Raw genomic sequence first — 16,445 nt, 5'->3', positions numbered from 1 at the left:
CAATCATTAAGTCAGCAGCTTAAGATGACTAAGCTTTGATGCCAACAATGCTGTTTCGTATGTAAGGCGTATTATAATATTTTTAGCACTTCACTAGAGGGGAGAAGTGTTAAATAACGGCTAATAAAAAACCGACAGAGGCCGGTTTTACATTACTATGTTATTAGCAGAATATTACCTTTATATTCTTTGTTAAAACTTAAACGTTTTACTGTGCTTGCCGCCTTTTTCTGAGTCTACTGTCACTTTATAAGTCCCTTTGCCATCGACAATCCATTTCACTATGGTTGTTGAGTGACCCGCAAGCGTGGCGACCTTAATCGTTGCTGGGTTTAAGTCGTGGTCAGTATGTGTGTTGGCACCTTCGCTAATAACGGTTAACCCACTTAATATTGAAAAGTCATCCGAGAGAATCGATATGCGGTCTTCAAACGACAAATTATTATTAATGTCTTGTGATAATCTTGTCGGAATTGCTCGCTCATTAGCAATATTAACCGTTATTTCATACAAACCATTACTGAGCTTGCGCGTTGATGAACGAGTTACTTCTAACTGTGGCATATGGTAGGCGTGAAATAAGGTAAAGGCCATATTTCGGTGTGCTTCTTCTTCTAATAGGAAAGAAGGGGGCGTTCTACCAAAATTCTTCTTAAAACCGCCAACTTCTATATCGCCATAAATTGGATGCTTTACTTTAGTCCAAGGAACAAAAGCATCACCAAATAAAATATGCTTGTTGAAATTGTGATTTTGATTGCCTAATTTATCGCTTGTTTTATCGTTTGGGCGAAACATATTAGCCGATGTCCAAAGTTCATTCGTAAATGCCATAATACCGTTGTTGCCATAAAACCAATCAAATTCACCACCGTAGACTTGATAAAGATCTTTCCAAGCGACGAGGTAGCGATAATTGGGTAGTATTTGCTCACCTTGGTTGGCGATAAAATCATAGACGCTAATATCAGAACGGGTATATTTGTTATTGGCTTTACCCGGACCACGTAAAATCATACCACCGGTATTATGGTAACTTTGCGCGGCAGCAATATTACGATGAGCTTTAACAAATTTAGCCACTGCACTGGTTTCTTTTAATGAAAAAGGGTAACGGCGTGCACCTCTTTGAATATAAGCTGGCTCCCATTCATGGGCCCAATCACGATTAGGATCATATTCGTAAACCCCTTTACCATCTTCGTTGACAAGACCGTCACCATCGTTGTCGTATCCTTCAGCTCCTAACATGCGGTAATCGCCAGTTTGACCTTCTGCAACAGGTACCATTAAACCTGGGTATTTCTCGTCTTCTTTATGAGTACCACGTACCTTATCTTTAATGCGCATGCGAGTAATATGGCCATCATTATTGAGATCTTCTGGACCATCTTCATCGATTTCACCGTCAAGATCGTTGTCAGTAGGTACCATGCCCGAACGAGGAGAGTGCGCAGTATTAGCCTGCTTCATAAACCAGTCACGCCCGTCAGGATTAATTGTAGGGACAATATAGAAAGCTTTATCGTTAAGTAGCTCGGTGATCCACTTCACTTTTCCGTAGCTTTCAGTTAAATACCAAGCGGTATAAAGAGAAACCTCTGTACCTTGAATCTCATTAGAGTGAATATTGCCATCAATATACATCGCCGGTTTTGTCGTATCATCACCGTTGTTATAATTGGTAATTTTAATAACAAAAATATCACGACCTTCGTAAGACTGACCAATAGATTCCAGTCGAGTAAGTTTAGGGTAAGCTTTATTTATTTTTTTGAGTATCGTTATAGTACTTTCTGAGTCATAAAAACGATTCCAGCGAATATCTACTTTTGGGTCTAAAGGCGCACCTAATGCCTGTAATCCAGTGAGTTTGTCTGCGGCTTGTGCCGTTATAGTTAACAAAGCTGTGGCCGTTAAAATGCAGGTGAGCAATATTTTTTTCATGATTAAGCTCCAAAATTAACGGTTTGTGTCACCGCATCGATGACAGGTGAAGATACTTCAAATGAGGCATCATTGAAGCCTTTGGTATTGATCAGCCACTTGATTTCTTGTTGACCGCCATGAGCGGCGATAGGCGCTAATAATGTCCGCTTGCTACCACCAATAAATTGTTCTTTGGGTAAATTCCACTGAACTCTTACGGGAAGCATCCAACGGGTGAGTTTACCCATGGCGCTTTGTGTTGGAAGTTTACCGATGTTTTTTATTTTTAAGGTCACTCGATAAAGATCTTTACCTATTTTTTTTACGCTCTGGCTCACGTTAAGCTCAGGAAAAAGTGTGGTTAAGGAAGTAATATATTCCGAACTTTTAGTTTCAGCAAATACGCTAATATCAGGATTATTTAAATAGGCAAGTCGAAAACCACCCACTTCCACCTTTTCATTTACAAAGTCTGGGTGTGAAATATTTGTCCACGGTATAATCGCCCCTTGTAGATTTTTTTCCTTGGCGTTAGTAACCAAACGAGCTTCTTTGGTATCTTCGCTTGCTGATGTGTTTTTGTTTTTTTCAACATCAGCCTCTTTGTTTTTTTCTACGTCAGCTGATTGGGCAATGGTTATTTGCTTAAAATTCCAGCCATTGGTGGCTATTGACCAACGACCACCGTGAAAATAGGCCCAGTCGTGAAAAGTACCTCGACCACGGTTTTCTGCTTTTACCTGCCAGTCTTTATGGGCTTGCTGCCATAGGTGAGTAAATAATTTATAACCGTCAACATCTTCTTTAGGCATTTTATCAAAGGCTTCCAGTGGACGTTTATATTCACTTACCAGTACTTTATTAGCCGACCAGTTTTCATGGAGGTTGTCGTATTTAGAAAAATTAACGGTCATTAAAATATTTTGATGATCGATAACAAAATCTATTAAGGCACGCGTTTCAGGTTCAGATGCTTGATTAACACCAGAGCCAATACCAAAATAGTCATAGTTATAGGTAAAGTTTTTATTTATTGCTGTTCCGCCATAGCCATCTTCATCTAATTTACCATCACCGTCGTCATCTTTTCCTTCATTGAGTAAACGGTATTGACCTGCTTCGTTTTTGAGGCGATCAACTTTTACTAATAAACTGGCATCTTGTTCACTAGCTTTGTATGGGCCAGAACTGTCTGAGATCCTTAACTGAGAAATAAAACCATCGTTGTTGAGATCATTAGGACCGTCTTCATTTATTTTTAGGTCGTTATCGTCATCTGTTTTTAAGTGATTAAAGGTCGTTGAATAACCATTTTTACCCAGTATAAAACTTGTTGCATCAGGGTTTGGCATAGGTACGATAAATATACTTTTACCATTTCGGGTGACTTTACCTGACTTTAGATCCTCGATTAGGCGCATCGCAAGTTCAGTACCGACTAAATAATCGCCATCAACGTTGCCAGTAACCAAAATTGCTGGTGAGCTTTTATCACCAAATTGAGCCACGATTATTGACTTTCCTGATCGTGAAGTACCAATTTGCTGAGTTTGAACACCCAGTTGTTTTAATTGTTTTAACATTTCTGCATGGCTGGTGTATTGGTTAATATAGTCTTGACCAAGACAACTGCCAGAGATGAGGAATAACGCGAGTAGTCGCTTCATTTACTTATATGCTCCAGTTATAAAAACGCTTAATTATTATAATTTGTTTTATAGGTGAACTTTAATTAGCCATAAAGAGTATATATTTTATTCAGTTAATTCAAAGAAAAGTGAATTAAATGAGCTGGTTTGCTAGTAATTCAGGTTAGATGATCAAAATGTATAAAAACCTAAAACAACTTAACCACTTATAATGTTGTTTTAGGTTTGTCTTGTTTATAACAATAAACGGCTTTGGGTTACGAGAATAAATCGACTGGTTTTTAATACAACTCAAATTTATCTGCATCTAAAAAGGCGGGGAATTGATTTTTAAATTTATCAAGTTTGCTGAAGTCGAGTTGGGTTGTGATGATTTGTTGTTGGTGATCAGTGGCAGAAAGTATGTTTTCACCATCAAAATTAATGAAAGTTGTGCCACCAGAGTGAGGCATATCGTTACCATCTGGTCCGATACGATTAACTCCAACGACAAAACTTTGATTTTCCATTGCCCTGGCTTTTAATAAGGTATCCCATATATGACGACGTGGAGCAGGCCAATTAGCAACGTTGACCATAAGATCATAATCTTGGCGGTTTCTCGACCAAACAGGAAAGCGCAAATCATAACAAACCAAAGGCAGTATTTTTATACCCCTAATGTTGATTGTTTTTCTGTGCTGGCCTTGCTCAACAAAGTCTTGCTCTTTACCTAAACGAAACAAATGGCGCTTGTCATAATGTTCAACCCTACCATCAGCAAAGACCCAATAAAAACGATTCACTTTTTTATCATTTTGGCTCACTAAAACCGTGCCAGCCACTACACAGTTATATTGCTTTGCTATTTTTTTTAACCAATGTAGAGCAGAGCCACCATCTTCTGGCTCTTGCACATCTTTTCTATTAATACAAAAACCGGTTGAAAATGTTTCTGGTAGCAATAATAAATCGGCAGCCGCATGGTCAGTAAAGTGATCTTTGAAAAGTTGCTCTAAACGATCAAAATTGCTTTGTTTGTCTAACCAACTAATATCGAACTGCACTGCGGCTATGGTTAAAGTTGACATAATATTCCTGCGGCCTTAAGTAGGGTATCGTCGTTTTTTGCGAAACAAAGTCTGATTACTTTATTGTTTTGATGATAAGACTCCCTTTTGTCAGCGGGATACAGGGGGCTCAATGGAATGGCGGCAACACCAACTTCTTGGGTTAACCAATGACAAAATTCACGATCATTAAGTGCTGAGATTGCAGAGTAATCAAGCAATAAAAAATAAGTACCTTTTGACGGTAGCATTTTAAAGCGAGAGTCTTTTAGTGCATTGATCAGTAAGTCTCTTTTTTGCTGATAGAAATTTGATAACTCGGTGATATGCTCGGGGTGCTGTTTTAGCATTTGCGCTATAGCTATTTGTGCCGGGGTAAATGAACAAAAGGTAACGTACTGATGAATTTTTCTAAACTCGACCGTAAGCGCATCAGGTGCGGCGCAATAACCCATTTTCCAGCCGGTGCAATGAAAGGTTTTACCAAAACTAGAGACGACAAAGGCGCGTTTAAACAAATCAGGGTAACGTAAAATACTTTCATGACGTAAGCCGTCAAACGTCATGTGTTCGTATACTTCATCGCTTATTACATATAAATCATATTTCTCAAGCAAAACTTGTAAGCTAGTAAGATCTGCAGCACTCAGTATTGAACCCGTTGGGTTGTGTGGGCTGTTGATAATAATGGCACGTGTATTTTCATTAATTGTTTGCTCAACTAAGGACCAGTTTATTGCATAGTTAGGCGCATCTAGTGCGACATGGCGACAAACTCCACCAGCAAGTTCAATGGCTGTCTCATAAGAATCATAAGCGGGATCAAAAATAATAACTTCATCATTTGGGCGAACCAGCGTTTGTATTGCAACCCATAGTGCTTCGGTAGCCCCGGAGGTTATTGTAACGTTTTTTAAGCCATTAAGTTTTTGTGCAGTGGTTAAATCTGTTTGATACTGTCGATGCACCATAGCGGCAACTTGCGTTAATAACTCAGGTAAACCGTTTGAGGGTGAGTATTGATTTTTACCTTCACTAATGGCTAAGTTTATTTTATCTTTTAAAAATTCTGGAGTATCAAATTCAGGAAAACCTTGCGACAAATTAATTGCCTGATATTGATTTGCCATCATCGACATTTCTGTGAAAATACTGGTATCTAGATTGGGCAGTTTACTGGTAAAAGAAGATGGCACAAAAGGCTCCCTGGATTATTAAGTCGATATTTTTGAGGAAAATTAGCTTAAATAAGCATGGTTCAATCGGCCTTTATTTAAATAGACCGGGAAACAATAATCGAATGTTAAGGCTAACGGCTGATGAGTTCAATCGTTATCCTTTTTAAATCGATATCTTAGTGTAAACAACCGTTAATAAATTAACGGCTACTTTTAGCGCGTACTGTTAACAACATTAAGCCAATTGCGAGAGCAGCATAATAATAAGGCATGCCTGCTTGCCAACTCATGGTGCTATTAACGCCAAAAAAGTCTAGATATAGTGCTGTTTGAATCGGTCCCATATACCAAATTGCCGGGTATAGCACTTCAAACATTCGCTTTGTGCCGGTCAATACCCCACAAAAATAAGCTAGGGATACGGTAAATGAAATGGCTATAATTAATTGTATGATTAACAGCCACTCGGCTATCGCCGCAAATCTAAGTACACTACCCAAACTTGCCAATGCTAATAATATCCATGCAGCAGAGTAGCTCGCTAAACTTTGCAATAGCGCTGACTTTTTACTGTAGGTGATTAACTCAACCGTATTTGCTTGTTTTTCTACTTGGCCGAGCTGTGAAAGCACTAAAACACACCATAACCATGACAGCGGTAAAAATATGCTAACCAGTAATTGCTGACTAATAAATAGTTGAATAATATTTAACGTTAAAAGACCTAACAGCCAGTAAATCGAATGGCTTTTTAATAATAATTTTAGTTCTAAACGTAATAAGCGAGTAAAAGCAAAGTGCTTGGTTAGCATGGTAAATAGTGCATCGAGTCGATTGAACACTTGACGGGTTAAGGTGTTTATTAGCCATGAGGTTTGTTTGGTTTCAGGTACGGGGTTTCGACTAAAGCGATCAAAAAAGATTACTGCAATAATAAAACAGCTTAAGCAAATGATCAGTAACGGCAGAATACTCGATAAATACTGTGCTGTTGGCTCTATTCCTTGCCAAAGAAAAGTGTTTACTGCATTTTCTTCATCAACAACCGTTACGCCAATATGTGTTGAGCCTGCTTGTGACGGAAAACGTTCTGCAACCTCGGTTTCTATAGCAGAAAGTATTGCGCCAACCCCTGAAACGCTTTCAATGGTTTGAACAATAGAGCCGGTCCACAAGAAAAAATAAACAACATTGCCAAAGCCCCCCTTAAGCCACTTTATTGATTCAAACATTATCGCCAGTGAAGCAACAACTAATAACACAGGTAGAACAAAGACTAATTGGGGCCAAGCTAACGCCCAAAGGTCTATCTGATAATTTTCCCCATAATAAAGTTGCAGTAAAATACAACTGATCAGCATAACCAATACGATAGTAAACAAAATTAAAACATTGGTGCACCATTTGGCGAATATAAAAGTTAACTTACTCATAGGAGTGGCAGCAATAAGTTCACAGGTCATCGATTTTCGATCTAATTCAAGACCATTCTTAATGAGATAAAAACAAATAATAGGTAAAAATAAAACATTTAACATCGCTAAACAAACACCTAACCAGGCACTGTTATAAAGACCTCTATAACCATTGATAATAAGTGTTTGATATTGAGCATCGAGTGAAGGGAAAAAAAGTAAGGTTAATACCGACATCGCCAGTAAAGTAACCACAAAGCTTTGCTGGCGTGTTCGTTGTTTAAAATCAGCGACCGTACATTGCCATAATTGATTCATTAACATGCCCTCGCAAGAACAGTTCGAGCACGCTTATTACTGGTAAAGTAGAGATACGCATCTTCTAATGTTGGCGCTCTTGGTATTGCTCGTGCATCAGGGCAGTGTTCAGCGACAATATTTAACTCGACCTTGTTGTCTTTTCGCACACTGTGGCTGACAATAAAGTCGTGCTGAATTTGTTTTAATTCATTCAAGTTAGTGGTGAGTTGCCAGCATTTATCGGCAACTTTTTCTTGTAGTGCCTTTGGAGTTGCTGATTGAATTAATTGCCCAGTTTGCATAATCGCAATTTGGTCAGCAATAGATTCAACATCTGCGACTATGTGAGTTGATAAAATAATGCAACGATCATCGGCTAATTCAGTTAATAACTGGCGAAAATTGGCACGTTCTTGTGGATCTAGACCCACAGTTGGTTCATCAATAATCAATAATTTAGGGTCATTAAGTAAAGCCTGTGCAATGCCAATGCGCTGTTTCATCCCCCCCGAATAACCTTTCAATGGCATATGAGCAGCATGGGTAAGGTTGAGCTTAGCAAGTAAATCCTCGATTCTTTGAGTCGCTAAAGATTGATTTAACCCTTTTAAGCCAGCCATGTATTGTAAAAATTCAATAGCCGACAATTGGTCATAGACGCCAAAATATTGAGGCAGGTAACCGAGTTCGTTACGCAATAATTGTGGTGATTTAACAATGTTTTGTCCTTGCCATAAAATTTTTCCTTGGCTAGGTTTTGTTATCGTAGCAAGAATACGCATTAAGCTAGATTTTCCTGCGCCATTAGCGCCTAGTAAGCCTAAAATCCCTGGTCTAACTTGTAGTGATAATGATTTGATTGCTAGTTGTGTGTGCTTGCCACTTTGGTATTGATGGCTAAGTGATTGAATATCCAATAACATTGTATTTCCCTTCGACATTAAGATGTTATCTATTTAGCAAAGTTTACGCCAAGAATAAGTTGTTTTAATTCAATGGTTTATTGTTTTTGGTTTTTATTTTTTTGAAAATAAATGTTCAATTAAACCAACTATTAGTGAAATTATTAACGATTAATAAATTTCACTAAGGTACAACGGTGACATTGTGTTTTATAATACTTGCGTGAAATAATAGCGTGGCCTTTTCAGGTGAATCAGCATGTTAATTTTAATAACTTTTAGGCATATTTGATGAAATTTATAGCTGTCTTTATTGTTGTATTCTTGTTGTTTAGTGCAACAGATGTCTACGCTTTCGAAGCGAAAAAAGTTGATGTCGGTGATATTATTTCAAAAGAACAATTCTCACGATACAAAGACGTTGGCGAATTCATCGAACATTCCCCTAAAGTCACCATTGAAGTTAAACCTGAGCCAGAAGATATCGCCGAATATGGCACTGATGTTGTTAAATCTTTGACGGGTTCCGATTGTGATAGAGACGGCATTATGGATGATAATGCTAAGTGTAATGCGGTTTATTACAAACTGTGGATGAGATATGAGCGTTAATCAATCGTCAAAATATAATCCTAAACAGTCAAGCCAAGGTAAAAGCCGTTAATGTTAGAAAATCAAAGTCAGTTGCAGGGGCATTATGATGCCCAAGGTTACTTTGTTATTAGAAATTATTTTAATGACACTGAAATTTCAGCCCTAAGACAAGTGGTATTGAAATTTCACGATCTTTGGAAAAAAGATCACGCAAAATTTTATCAAGAAGAAGCGTTCAACTCTTCTTTGATCACCGGCAGTCAGTACTTAGCATTTGACGATCGCGTTAAGCTTTTCAATTTTATTAGTTCAAAAAAAATAATGGCTGTTGTCGAGTCTGTTATAGCGGCAAAACCAGCCTTTATGAATACTCAATTGTTTTTTAACCCGGTTAATCCAGCACAAAAAGATTTTTGGCATCGAGATTGTCAATATGATCACGAGGTTGAAGAACAGAAAAAAGCTATTCAAGAGACACAAGTTGTTCACTTACGTGTGCCATTATTTGATGAGCGCGGTATGGAATTAGTGCCAGGAACACATAAACGCTGGGATAACGAAGAAGAATTTAATGTTCGACAAGAAGAAAAGGGCAGAGTGAGCAGCGAAAACCTTTCTACCGGTAAAGAAATAAAGTTAACGGCCGGTGATTTATTAGTTTTTTCGGCGGATATGATCCACCGTGGTTTGTATGGACTTGATCGATTAGCATTAGATATTTTAGTTTTTGATCCCGCTGGCGATTTTGCTGACTACGTTGATGACGATTGTTTACCCGAATTTTCGATGCTAGATAAGATTGAAAACCCAAGGTTATTTACCAATACCCTCGACTTAAAGGCAATAAAGCTAAAAGAGTAAAGCAACACTTATTATTGGTATTAATTTTTAAATTGAGCTATTTGAATAGACTAAATTTTTTATAAAAAAAACAGCTGATGATTTCAATGGGGTAATAACAGCTAATCAATATTTTATTACATTAACTTTATTACATTAACTTTATTACATTAATTTTATAGATTATGCTTAATGATAAATGATTATAAAACGAGCTTCTCGATTAATTAACATTAGATAACATAGGTAGATTTCATTGATTCAAAAATTTGCTTCGCATGGCCAATGCCAATTCACACTCGATAATAATATTATTATTATCGATGCAGAGGGTCCATGGAATGTCGAGTTTTTCAAACAAATGCACGCTAATCTACAACAAGTCGTCCTAGAAAATTTTATCAATATAAATTACGGGATCATCGTGATACTTAAAGGAGAAACATTAGCAACACAGGAAGGTTTAGATTATCACTTGTATAAAGTGAAGCACGGAACCGCTAATGCAATTGCCATTAATATGATACATAGTTCATTTGCATTAACCACTCAACTTGAATTTGAGGCTGTGTATAAGAAGGCTGGCATTAAAAATAAATTTTTTAGTGACACACCAACGGCTAAACAATGGTTAGAGAAAGAATTAGTTTCCTTATAATTGTTTTTAAAAATAGTGTGCTATTAAAGCGTTTTTTGCGCATTTTGAAAGCCAAAGTATTGTTATTTTAGTGTTCTCTTGAATATATACTTTTCTGGATATTTATTTGAGCTGAACTGAACTACTCTTAAACTTATTAGTTTGCGGCTAAGTTAAAATGAGCACTTGTTGTGTTTCTGCGTTTATCGACTAATGTTTAGCGACCAATTATTTTTTATGAGTGACTTAAGCTGGCAGAAATAGTTTACTGTTGTCTATCGTCTATTTTTTAACTATCTATTTTGACGCGAGTAAGGCGTTAGGTGATTTTATGTTTACAGAGAATCCAGAAGACTTTATCTATAATTCATCGATTGGTATTCATGCTGTATCGCCAGAAGGTATTATTGTTTATGCCAATGAGTGTGAGCTTGAAGTGTTAGGTTATACAAAAAATGAATATATAGGGCATCACATCTCAGAGTTTCAGATAGATGAAAGCTGTTTAGCGGACATGATGACACGTTTGAGCGATTTTGATATATTGAAAAATTATCCTGCAAGAGTTCAAGGCAAAGATGAAATTAAATATATTATCTACAACTCTAGTGTTTACGAAGAAGATGGCGAATTTAAGCATACGCGTTGTTATGGAACTGAAGTAGAAAAGGTCATTTATGATGTTTTCTTTAAACATTTTGATTTCTAACGTTAGTATTGAGAGGCAATAGCGTCTCCAAGTTGTACAAAATATTGTGGCTGTTTTGCAGTGCAGTGCTTTAATCAGTTCTTTTTATGTCTGCTATTTTCCCCATCAGCTTCTATTTGCTCGAGAAGCTGAGCGGTTTAGCGTATCCTACTCACCATTAAGTTTATTGTTATTTATTATTTATTATGAACATTGAAGTAAAAAATATTCCCGTTCCCGAAGTCACCTGTGCAAATTGCCAGGCATGTTGCTGTAGTTTAGAAGTTAGAATTATTTCAGATACTGGTGTGCCTCATCGGCATATCTATATTGATGACCATGGACACGAATCAATGTTACGACTTGATGATGGTCTGTGCTCAGCGTTAAACAGAGATACATTATTGTGTTCTATTTACGAAAATAGACCTTGGGTTTGTCGAGAATTTGAGATGGGTTCATACGAATGTATCGACGAAAGAACAGAAAAGCTCTATACCTCTTAAAATAGTTAACTGTTTATTTTATCATAATAAAAAACCCCTAATAATTAATATTAGGGGTTTTGTTTTTATACAGTATTATGATAAATAAGCGGTTAACTTACCTTATCAGCCACCACTCATTGATTAACCATTACTCACTTCTTCAAAGTCTGCGTCAATAACATCTTCGTTTTTAGCACTATCATTAGCCGCATCACCTTGAGGCTGCTCTGCTTGTGATTGTGAAGCTTGCATTATTTTACTGTGCGCTTCTTGTAATGCTTTTTGTCGCATTTCTATCGCCGCTTTATCATTACCATTAACGGCCATTTTTAATTGCTCAATTAATGTTTTAAGCTCGGCTTGTTGATCTTCATTCAAGCTAGTCATTGACGTTTGTACCGTATGAATCAATTGATCGGCTTGGTTGCGTTGTTCAACTAACTCACGTTTTTGCTTATCTTCAGTAGCGTGCTTCTGGGCATCGTCGACCATGCGATTAACTTCATCTTCAGTTAAACCACTTGATGCCGTAATTTTAATACTTTGCTCTTTACCGGTTGCTTTATCTTTTGCTGAGACATTTAAAATACCATCTGCATCAATATCAAAAGTGACTTCAACTTGCACCGAGCCACGAGGGCCGGGGTTAATATCTGTTAAGTTAAATTGACCTAACGATTTATTATCTGTTGCCATTTCACGCTGACCTTGCAATACATGCACAGTTACCGCCGCTTGATTATCTTCGGCTGTAGAGAATGTTTCAGAAGCACGTGTTGGTATCGTAGTATTTTTATCGATAAGCTTAGTCATTACACCGCCTAAAGTTTCAATACCTAGTGATAATGGCGTTACATCAAGTAATAACACATCACCGACCGTTCCTGATAACACACCTGCTTGAATCGCTGCACCAATAGCCACTGCTTCATCGGGGTTAACATCTTTACGCGGCTCTTTACCAAAGAAGGTTTTAACTGCTTCTTGTACTTTTGGCATACGTGATTGACCACCTACCAAAATAATTTCATCAATATCACCTTTACTTAAGCCAGCATCTTTAAGTGCTTGGTCACATGGAGCGATAGTCTTTTTCACTAAGTCATCAACCAAAGACTCTAATTTTGCTCGGGTAATTTGTACGTTTAAATGTTTAGGACCACTAGCATCAGCAGTAACATACGGTAAGTTTACGTCAGTTTGTAATGCTGATGACAACTCTATTTTTGCTTTTTCAGCCGCTTCTTTAATACGCTGTAACGCCAATGGGTCTTGGTGAATATCAATACCACTTTCTTTTTTAAATTCATCAGCAAGGTAGTTAATCAGGCGTAAATCAAAGTCTTCGCCACCTAAAAAGGTATCACCGTTGGTTGCTAATACTTCGAATTGTTTTTCGCCGTCTACATTAGAAATTTCAATAATTGAAATATCGAAGGTACCGCCACCTAAATCATAAACCACCACTTTCTGGTCAGCTTTGTTATTTTTATCAACGCCGTAGGCTAATGCCGCAGCTGTTGGTTCATTAATAATACGCTTGACATTAAGTCCAGCAATTTTACCGGCATCTTTGGTTGCTTGGCGTTGTGAATCATTAAAATAAGCGGGGACAGTAATAACCGCTTCGGTAACCGTTTCACCTAAATAGGCTTCAGCATCTTTTTTCAATTTACGTAAAATTTGCGCTGATACTTCTTGTGGTGATAATTTTTTACCATTAACTTCAACCCAAGCATCACCATTGTCTGCTTTGACAATTTTATAAGGGGCTAACTTAATATCTTTTTGTACTTCTTTATCATCAAATTTACGACCGATTAAACGTTTAATCGCAAATAATGTATTTTTAGAGTTGGTAACGGCTTGTCTTTTTGCCGGTTGGCCCGCTAATGTTTCCTCGTTTGCATAAGCAACAATTGACGGAGTGGTGCGGCTACCCTCAGCATTTTCAATAATTTTAGCAACGCCACCTTCCATAACTGCTACACATGAATTTGTTGTACCTAAATCTATACCAATAATCTTAGACATAATAATTACCTATTATTTATTAAAAAAGGTCTAATGCTTTATGGTCATTATCCAGCAAGCAGTTTGACCGTATAAACAAACTAACGTGATGTTTTAACGTTAGGCGTTTGGTTAGTGGCGCTATAATACCTAAGGTCATAAAATGCTTCTGTCACAAATATGACAGTATCGATCATTTTATAATTTTTATATTATCTCGGCTTTATAAGTTAAAAGTCAGCAGATTAACGTGAGAAATAGTATTGAAATTTAAAAAGCAACATTGTCTTTTGCTCTATAGATACAAAGGGTAGAATAAAACTATTCGTGCCCGCTATGGCTTTAATACTACTCTTATGAATAAAGACGCTACTCATCTACCTCAAAAAGCCAGCCCAGTTTTAGTAAAGCAAGCTAATATTTTTGCAGATTTACCGGCGAAGTTAATTGAAGATTTTCAACAAGAGTTTCAGCTTGATGAATGGTACAAAGGCGATTACTTTAATCCGGCCTTACTTACTCAGCGATTTTTTGTGGTGATTAGCGGTAGTTTAGAAATTAAACAAAGTAATCCAGAAACGGGCAGAGAAGCCACGTTAGATATGCTTTATGCGGGCGACTGTTTTGACTTAATGGTGCTGTTAGACGATCAACCACATGAGGTTATTGTTTCACCTTTAACAACGGTAAAGTTATTGTCAGTGAAACTTTCCACCATGCGGCATTGGTTGTGGACGTATCCAGAGTTTAACCAGCAATTTATGCCTTACTTAGCGAAAAAAATGCGTGAAAAAGAACAACAAGCCAGTAGCCTAGTTTTACACGATGTTACCACGCGTTTAAGCCGTATTATTTTAGAACATATTAATAAAATTAAGTTTTATAACGGCACAATAGAAGCAGAGCATCAACATCATTTAGTTAACGGTTTAAACGATGAAACCTTAGCGCGGATGACTGGCTCAGTTAGGCAAGTGATTAATAAGCAGTTACAACACTGGAAAAAAGAAGGTACGCTTGATAAAAAACGTAATCAATTGATTATTAAAGATTTAGAGGCTTTAGTGAAAGAAGCTAAATATACAGAAACTTTACCTAACGCCCCTTTTTTTAAACCCTAAAGACAAAAATCTCGATAATTAATAGGGTAGCCGGTGTGTCTACATTGGTTGTTTTACCTGATTTTTCAATTTCGTATTGGACTATCAAATCAGTTTCAACGATTGCATCGACACGTTTTTTTAAGAAGCAGTGATAGGCGAGCAATAGATTGTTATTACTAATTGATACCACACTATTTGCATAAGCCTGTTTAATATAGCTGCTGATAAACAGCCATCATCATCGCTTTTATAGCGCCGATATTTAAATATTGGCTTTTTATCGTATTGAAAAATGGTCTTCACAATAACACTATTACTTGTCGATTTTTAGCATCACTAGTTAGCTGTTTTTATTTATCTATGTACACAATATTCTATTGAATTTAAGTTATTATTTCCCATTTATTTGCTTATCGTCATGGGTGTTAGTTTACGCATCAGTAAGTGTCTTTATGATACTGATATACCTCTGCCACAGACCTTGAGTCGGCTGTGCACTAAAGTGCTATTGCTTGTTTAAGGTACTTTCATTCATTATCTAACCCACTATTTATTTTGGTTAATATTATGTCTACTCTCAAATGTTTAACTTCATTATCGATATCACTGACGCTAGTATTTAGCTTGTTTAGTCAAAATTCTTATGCTCAATTAACTGAGTTAAAAGATTTCAGTGATAATCCAGGCAACCTAACGGCAAGTTATTTTTCACCGGTAACCGCTAAACCTAATATCGTTGTATTACTTCATGGCTGCGCGCAAGAGGGCAAAGAATTGGCGAGGCAAAGTGGTTTGCTTGGTTTAGCACAACAGCATAATTTTGCCTTGTTAATTCCTCAGCAAAGCCTAGAAAATAATATTAAGGGTTGTTTTAATTGGTATTCTGCTAGTGATTACGCTACAGAAACCGGTGAAAATTTATCAATAAAAAATATGATATTGGCCTTAAAGAAACAGCTGGTTGGGCAAAATATCTATATTTTAGGCTTATCTGCTGGTGGCGCTATGGCAAGCAGTTTGTTAGTTAATTATCCTGAACTGTTTACTGCAGGGGCGATCGTTGCAGGCATTCCATTTCCTTGTGCCGATGGTTTAATTACCGCTATTTCTTGTATGAAAAACGGCCCATCACAAACGGCAGATGAACTTACATTATTAGTTCAAAAATTAAATCCAAATCAAAAAGTATGGCCAAAATTATCTATATGGACAGGAGATAATGATGCGATTGTTAATCCGTTGAATGCGATTACCTTAGCTGAACATTGGGCTACGTTATCAGGAATAACGTTAATGCCCCAAGTAAAAACTAAAGCAGGTTACACCCGTAAATCCTGGGGAGATAAGCAAGAAAAAGTTCAGGTAGAGTTAATGACTATCGCTAATGTAGGTCATGGCATTATGGTTAATCCGAAAGAAGTTAATGGTGGAGAAACAGCCAACTACTTACTTGAATCTCCTATTAGTACCGCTAAACACATTGTTGACTTTTGGCACTTGGCTTCAACAAAAAACAACGCACCTTGAATATAATCCTTAATAAACAACGACTTGGTTGTGGTACTATAGTGCTAATTATTTTTGTTAAATTATCAAGTAGAGTGTAAATAGTTGTAATAACAACGTGACTAAAATTGGGGTTCAAAAGAACAAGTAAGAC

Annotated in this window: 14 protein-coding genes; 7 read left to right on the top strand and 7 right to left on the bottom strand. The window is 37.0% G+C overall.

Annotation, left to right across the window (positions count from 1 at the left end):
• Positions 1–192 precede the first annotated feature (192 nt).
• The 6 genes from H4J62_RS11895 to H4J62_RS11870 form a co-directional block, all read right to left on the bottom strand.
• The gene (locus H4J62_RS11895) at positions 193–1,947 is read right to left on the bottom strand and encodes a M14 family metallopeptidase (protein WP_182213915.1); all 1,755 of its coding nucleotides are present in this window, start codon (positions 1,945–1,947) and stop codon (positions 193–195) included.
• A gap of 2 nt (positions 1,948–1,949) precedes the next feature.
• Entirely contained in the window at positions 1,950–3,596 is a 1,647-nt protein-coding gene (locus H4J62_RS11890) for a M14 family zinc carboxypeptidase (RefSeq protein ID WP_182213913.1), read from the bottom strand.
• A gap of 263 nt (positions 3,597–3,859) precedes the next feature.
• Complete coding sequence (locus tag H4J62_RS11885; protein WP_070374218.1) at positions 3,860–4,648, bottom strand: amidohydrolase; 789 nt, start codon at positions 4,646–4,648, stop codon at positions 3,860–3,862.
• Positions 4,636–5,766 (bottom strand): methionine aminotransferase, encoded by a 1,131-nt coding sequence (locus tag H4J62_RS11880; RefSeq protein WP_259364862.1) that lies wholly within the window; start codon positions 5,764–5,766, stop codon positions 4,636–4,638. The genes H4J62_RS11885 and H4J62_RS11880 overlap by 13 nt, the downstream gene beginning before the upstream one ends.
• A gap of 239 nt (positions 5,767–6,005) precedes the next feature.
• Positions 6,006–7,538 (bottom strand): hypothetical protein, encoded by a 1,533-nt coding sequence (locus tag H4J62_RS11875; protein ID WP_182213910.1) that lies wholly within the window; start codon positions 7,536–7,538, stop codon positions 6,006–6,008.
• Positions 7,538–8,443, bottom strand: coding sequence for an ABC transporter ATP-binding protein (locus H4J62_RS11870; RefSeq protein ID WP_182213908.1), 906 nt, complete (start codon positions 8,441–8,443; stop codon positions 7,538–7,540). The genes H4J62_RS11875 and H4J62_RS11870 overlap by 1 nt, the downstream gene beginning before the upstream one ends.
• Before the next feature lie 270 nt (positions 8,444–8,713).
• Between H4J62_RS11870 and H4J62_RS11865 the strand changes: the two genes are divergently transcribed.
• The 5 genes from H4J62_RS11865 (at position 8,714) to H4J62_RS11845 (ending at position 11,687) form a co-directional block, all read left to right on the top strand.
• Positions 8,714–9,034: a hypothetical protein gene (locus tag H4J62_RS11865; RefSeq protein WP_182213907.1), complete on the top strand. Its 321-nt coding sequence runs from the start codon at positions 8,714–8,716 to the stop codon at positions 9,032–9,034.
• Between the two features lie 51 nt (positions 9,035–9,085).
• A complete protein-coding gene (locus H4J62_RS11860; protein ID WP_182213905.1) occupies positions 9,086–9,877 on the top strand; it encodes a phytanoyl-CoA dioxygenase family protein in 792 nt (263 codons plus the stop codon).
• Between the two features lie 235 nt (positions 9,878–10,112).
• Entirely contained in the window at positions 10,113–10,514 is a 402-nt protein-coding gene (locus H4J62_RS11855) for a hypothetical protein (RefSeq protein ID WP_182213903.1), read from the top strand.
• A 310-nt stretch (positions 10,515–10,824) separates the two neighbouring features.
• Complete coding sequence (locus H4J62_RS11850) at positions 10,825–11,202, top strand: PAS domain-containing protein (RefSeq protein WP_182213902.1); 378 nt, start codon at positions 10,825–10,827, stop codon at positions 11,200–11,202.
• A 185-nt stretch (positions 11,203–11,387) separates the two neighbouring features.
• Entirely contained in the window at positions 11,388–11,687 is a 300-nt protein-coding gene (locus H4J62_RS11845; RefSeq protein WP_182176625.1) for a YkgJ family cysteine cluster protein, read from the top strand.
• A 123-nt stretch (positions 11,688–11,810) separates the two neighbouring features.
• Here H4J62_RS11845 and dnaK read toward each other — a convergent pair whose 3' ends face one another.
• Positions 11,811–13,703 (bottom strand): molecular chaperone DnaK, encoded by a 1,893-nt coding sequence (gene dnaK, locus H4J62_RS11840; protein ID WP_182213900.1) that lies wholly within the window; start codon positions 13,701–13,703, stop codon positions 11,811–11,813.
• 335 nt (positions 13,704–14,038) lie between these two features.
• Between dnaK and H4J62_RS11835 the strand changes: the two genes are divergently transcribed.
• Together H4J62_RS11835 and H4J62_RS11830 are read left to right on the top strand one after the other, a co-directional pair.
• A complete protein-coding gene (locus tag H4J62_RS11835; RefSeq protein ID WP_070374211.1) occupies positions 14,039–14,803 on the top strand; it encodes a Crp/Fnr family transcriptional regulator in 765 nt (254 codons plus the stop codon).
• 549 nt (positions 14,804–15,352) lie between these two features.
• Positions 15,353–16,312 carry a PHB depolymerase family esterase gene (locus H4J62_RS11830; protein WP_182213899.1) on the top strand — a complete coding sequence of 320 codons (960 nt, stop codon included), beginning with the start codon at positions 15,353–15,355 and terminating at the stop codon, positions 16,310–16,312.
• Positions 16,313–16,445: the final 133 nt, after the last annotated feature.

The organism is Colwellia sp. BRX8-5, from assembly GCF_014077325.1.
In the GTDB taxonomy this organism is placed as follows: domain Bacteria; phylum Pseudomonadota; class Gammaproteobacteria; order Enterobacterales; family Alteromonadaceae; genus Colwellia_A.
Note: the sequence above shows the minus strand (reverse complement) of the source record. Positions and strands in the feature narration are given on the sequence as shown.

Bases quoted from the DNA above. Each gene is read 5' to 3' on its own strand.
- H4J62_RS11860 (WP_182213905.1), top strand. From the start codon at position 9,086: ATGTTAGAAAATCAAAGTCAGTTGCAGGGGCATTATGATGCCCAAGGT.
- H4J62_RS11865 (WP_182213907.1), top strand. From the start codon at position 8,714: ATGAAATTTATAGCTGTCTTTATTGTTGTATTCTTGTTGTTTAGTGCA.
- H4J62_RS11875 (WP_182213910.1), bottom strand. From the start codon at position 7,538: ATGAATCAATTATGGCAATGTACGGTCGCTGATTTTAAACAACGAACA.
- H4J62_RS11870 (WP_182213908.1), bottom strand. From the start codon at position 8,443: ATGTTATTGGATATTCAATCACTTAGCCATCAATACCAAAGTGGCAAG.
- H4J62_RS11885 (WP_070374218.1), bottom strand. From the start codon at position 4,648: ATGTCAACTTTAACCATAGCCGCAGTGCAGTTCGATATTAGTTGGTTA.
- H4J62_RS11835 (WP_070374211.1), top strand. From the start codon at position 14,039: ATGAATAAAGACGCTACTCATCTACCTCAAAAAGCCAGCCCAGTTTTA.
- H4J62_RS11830 (WP_182213899.1), top strand. From the start codon at position 15,353: ATGTCTACTCTCAAATGTTTAACTTCATTATCGATATCACTGACGCTA.
- H4J62_RS11850 (WP_182213902.1), top strand. From the start codon at position 10,825: ATGTTTACAGAGAATCCAGAAGACTTTATCTATAATTCATCGATTGGT.
- dnaK (WP_182213900.1), bottom strand. From the start codon at position 13,703: ATGTCTAAGATTATTGGTATAGATTTAGGTACAACAAATTCATGTGTA.
- H4J62_RS11890 (WP_182213913.1), bottom strand. From the start codon at position 3,596: ATGAAGCGACTACTCGCGTTATTCCTCATCTCTGGCAGTTGTCTTGGT.
- H4J62_RS11845 (WP_182176625.1), top strand. From the start codon at position 11,388: ATGAACATTGAAGTAAAAAATATTCCCGTTCCCGAAGTCACCTGTGCA.
- H4J62_RS11895 (WP_182213915.1), bottom strand. From the start codon at position 1,947: ATGAAAAAAATATTGCTCACCTGCATTTTAACGGCCACAGCTTTGTTA.
- H4J62_RS11880 (WP_259364862.1), bottom strand. From the start codon at position 5,766: ATGTCGATGATGGCAAATCAATATCAGGCAATTAATTTGTCGCAAGGT.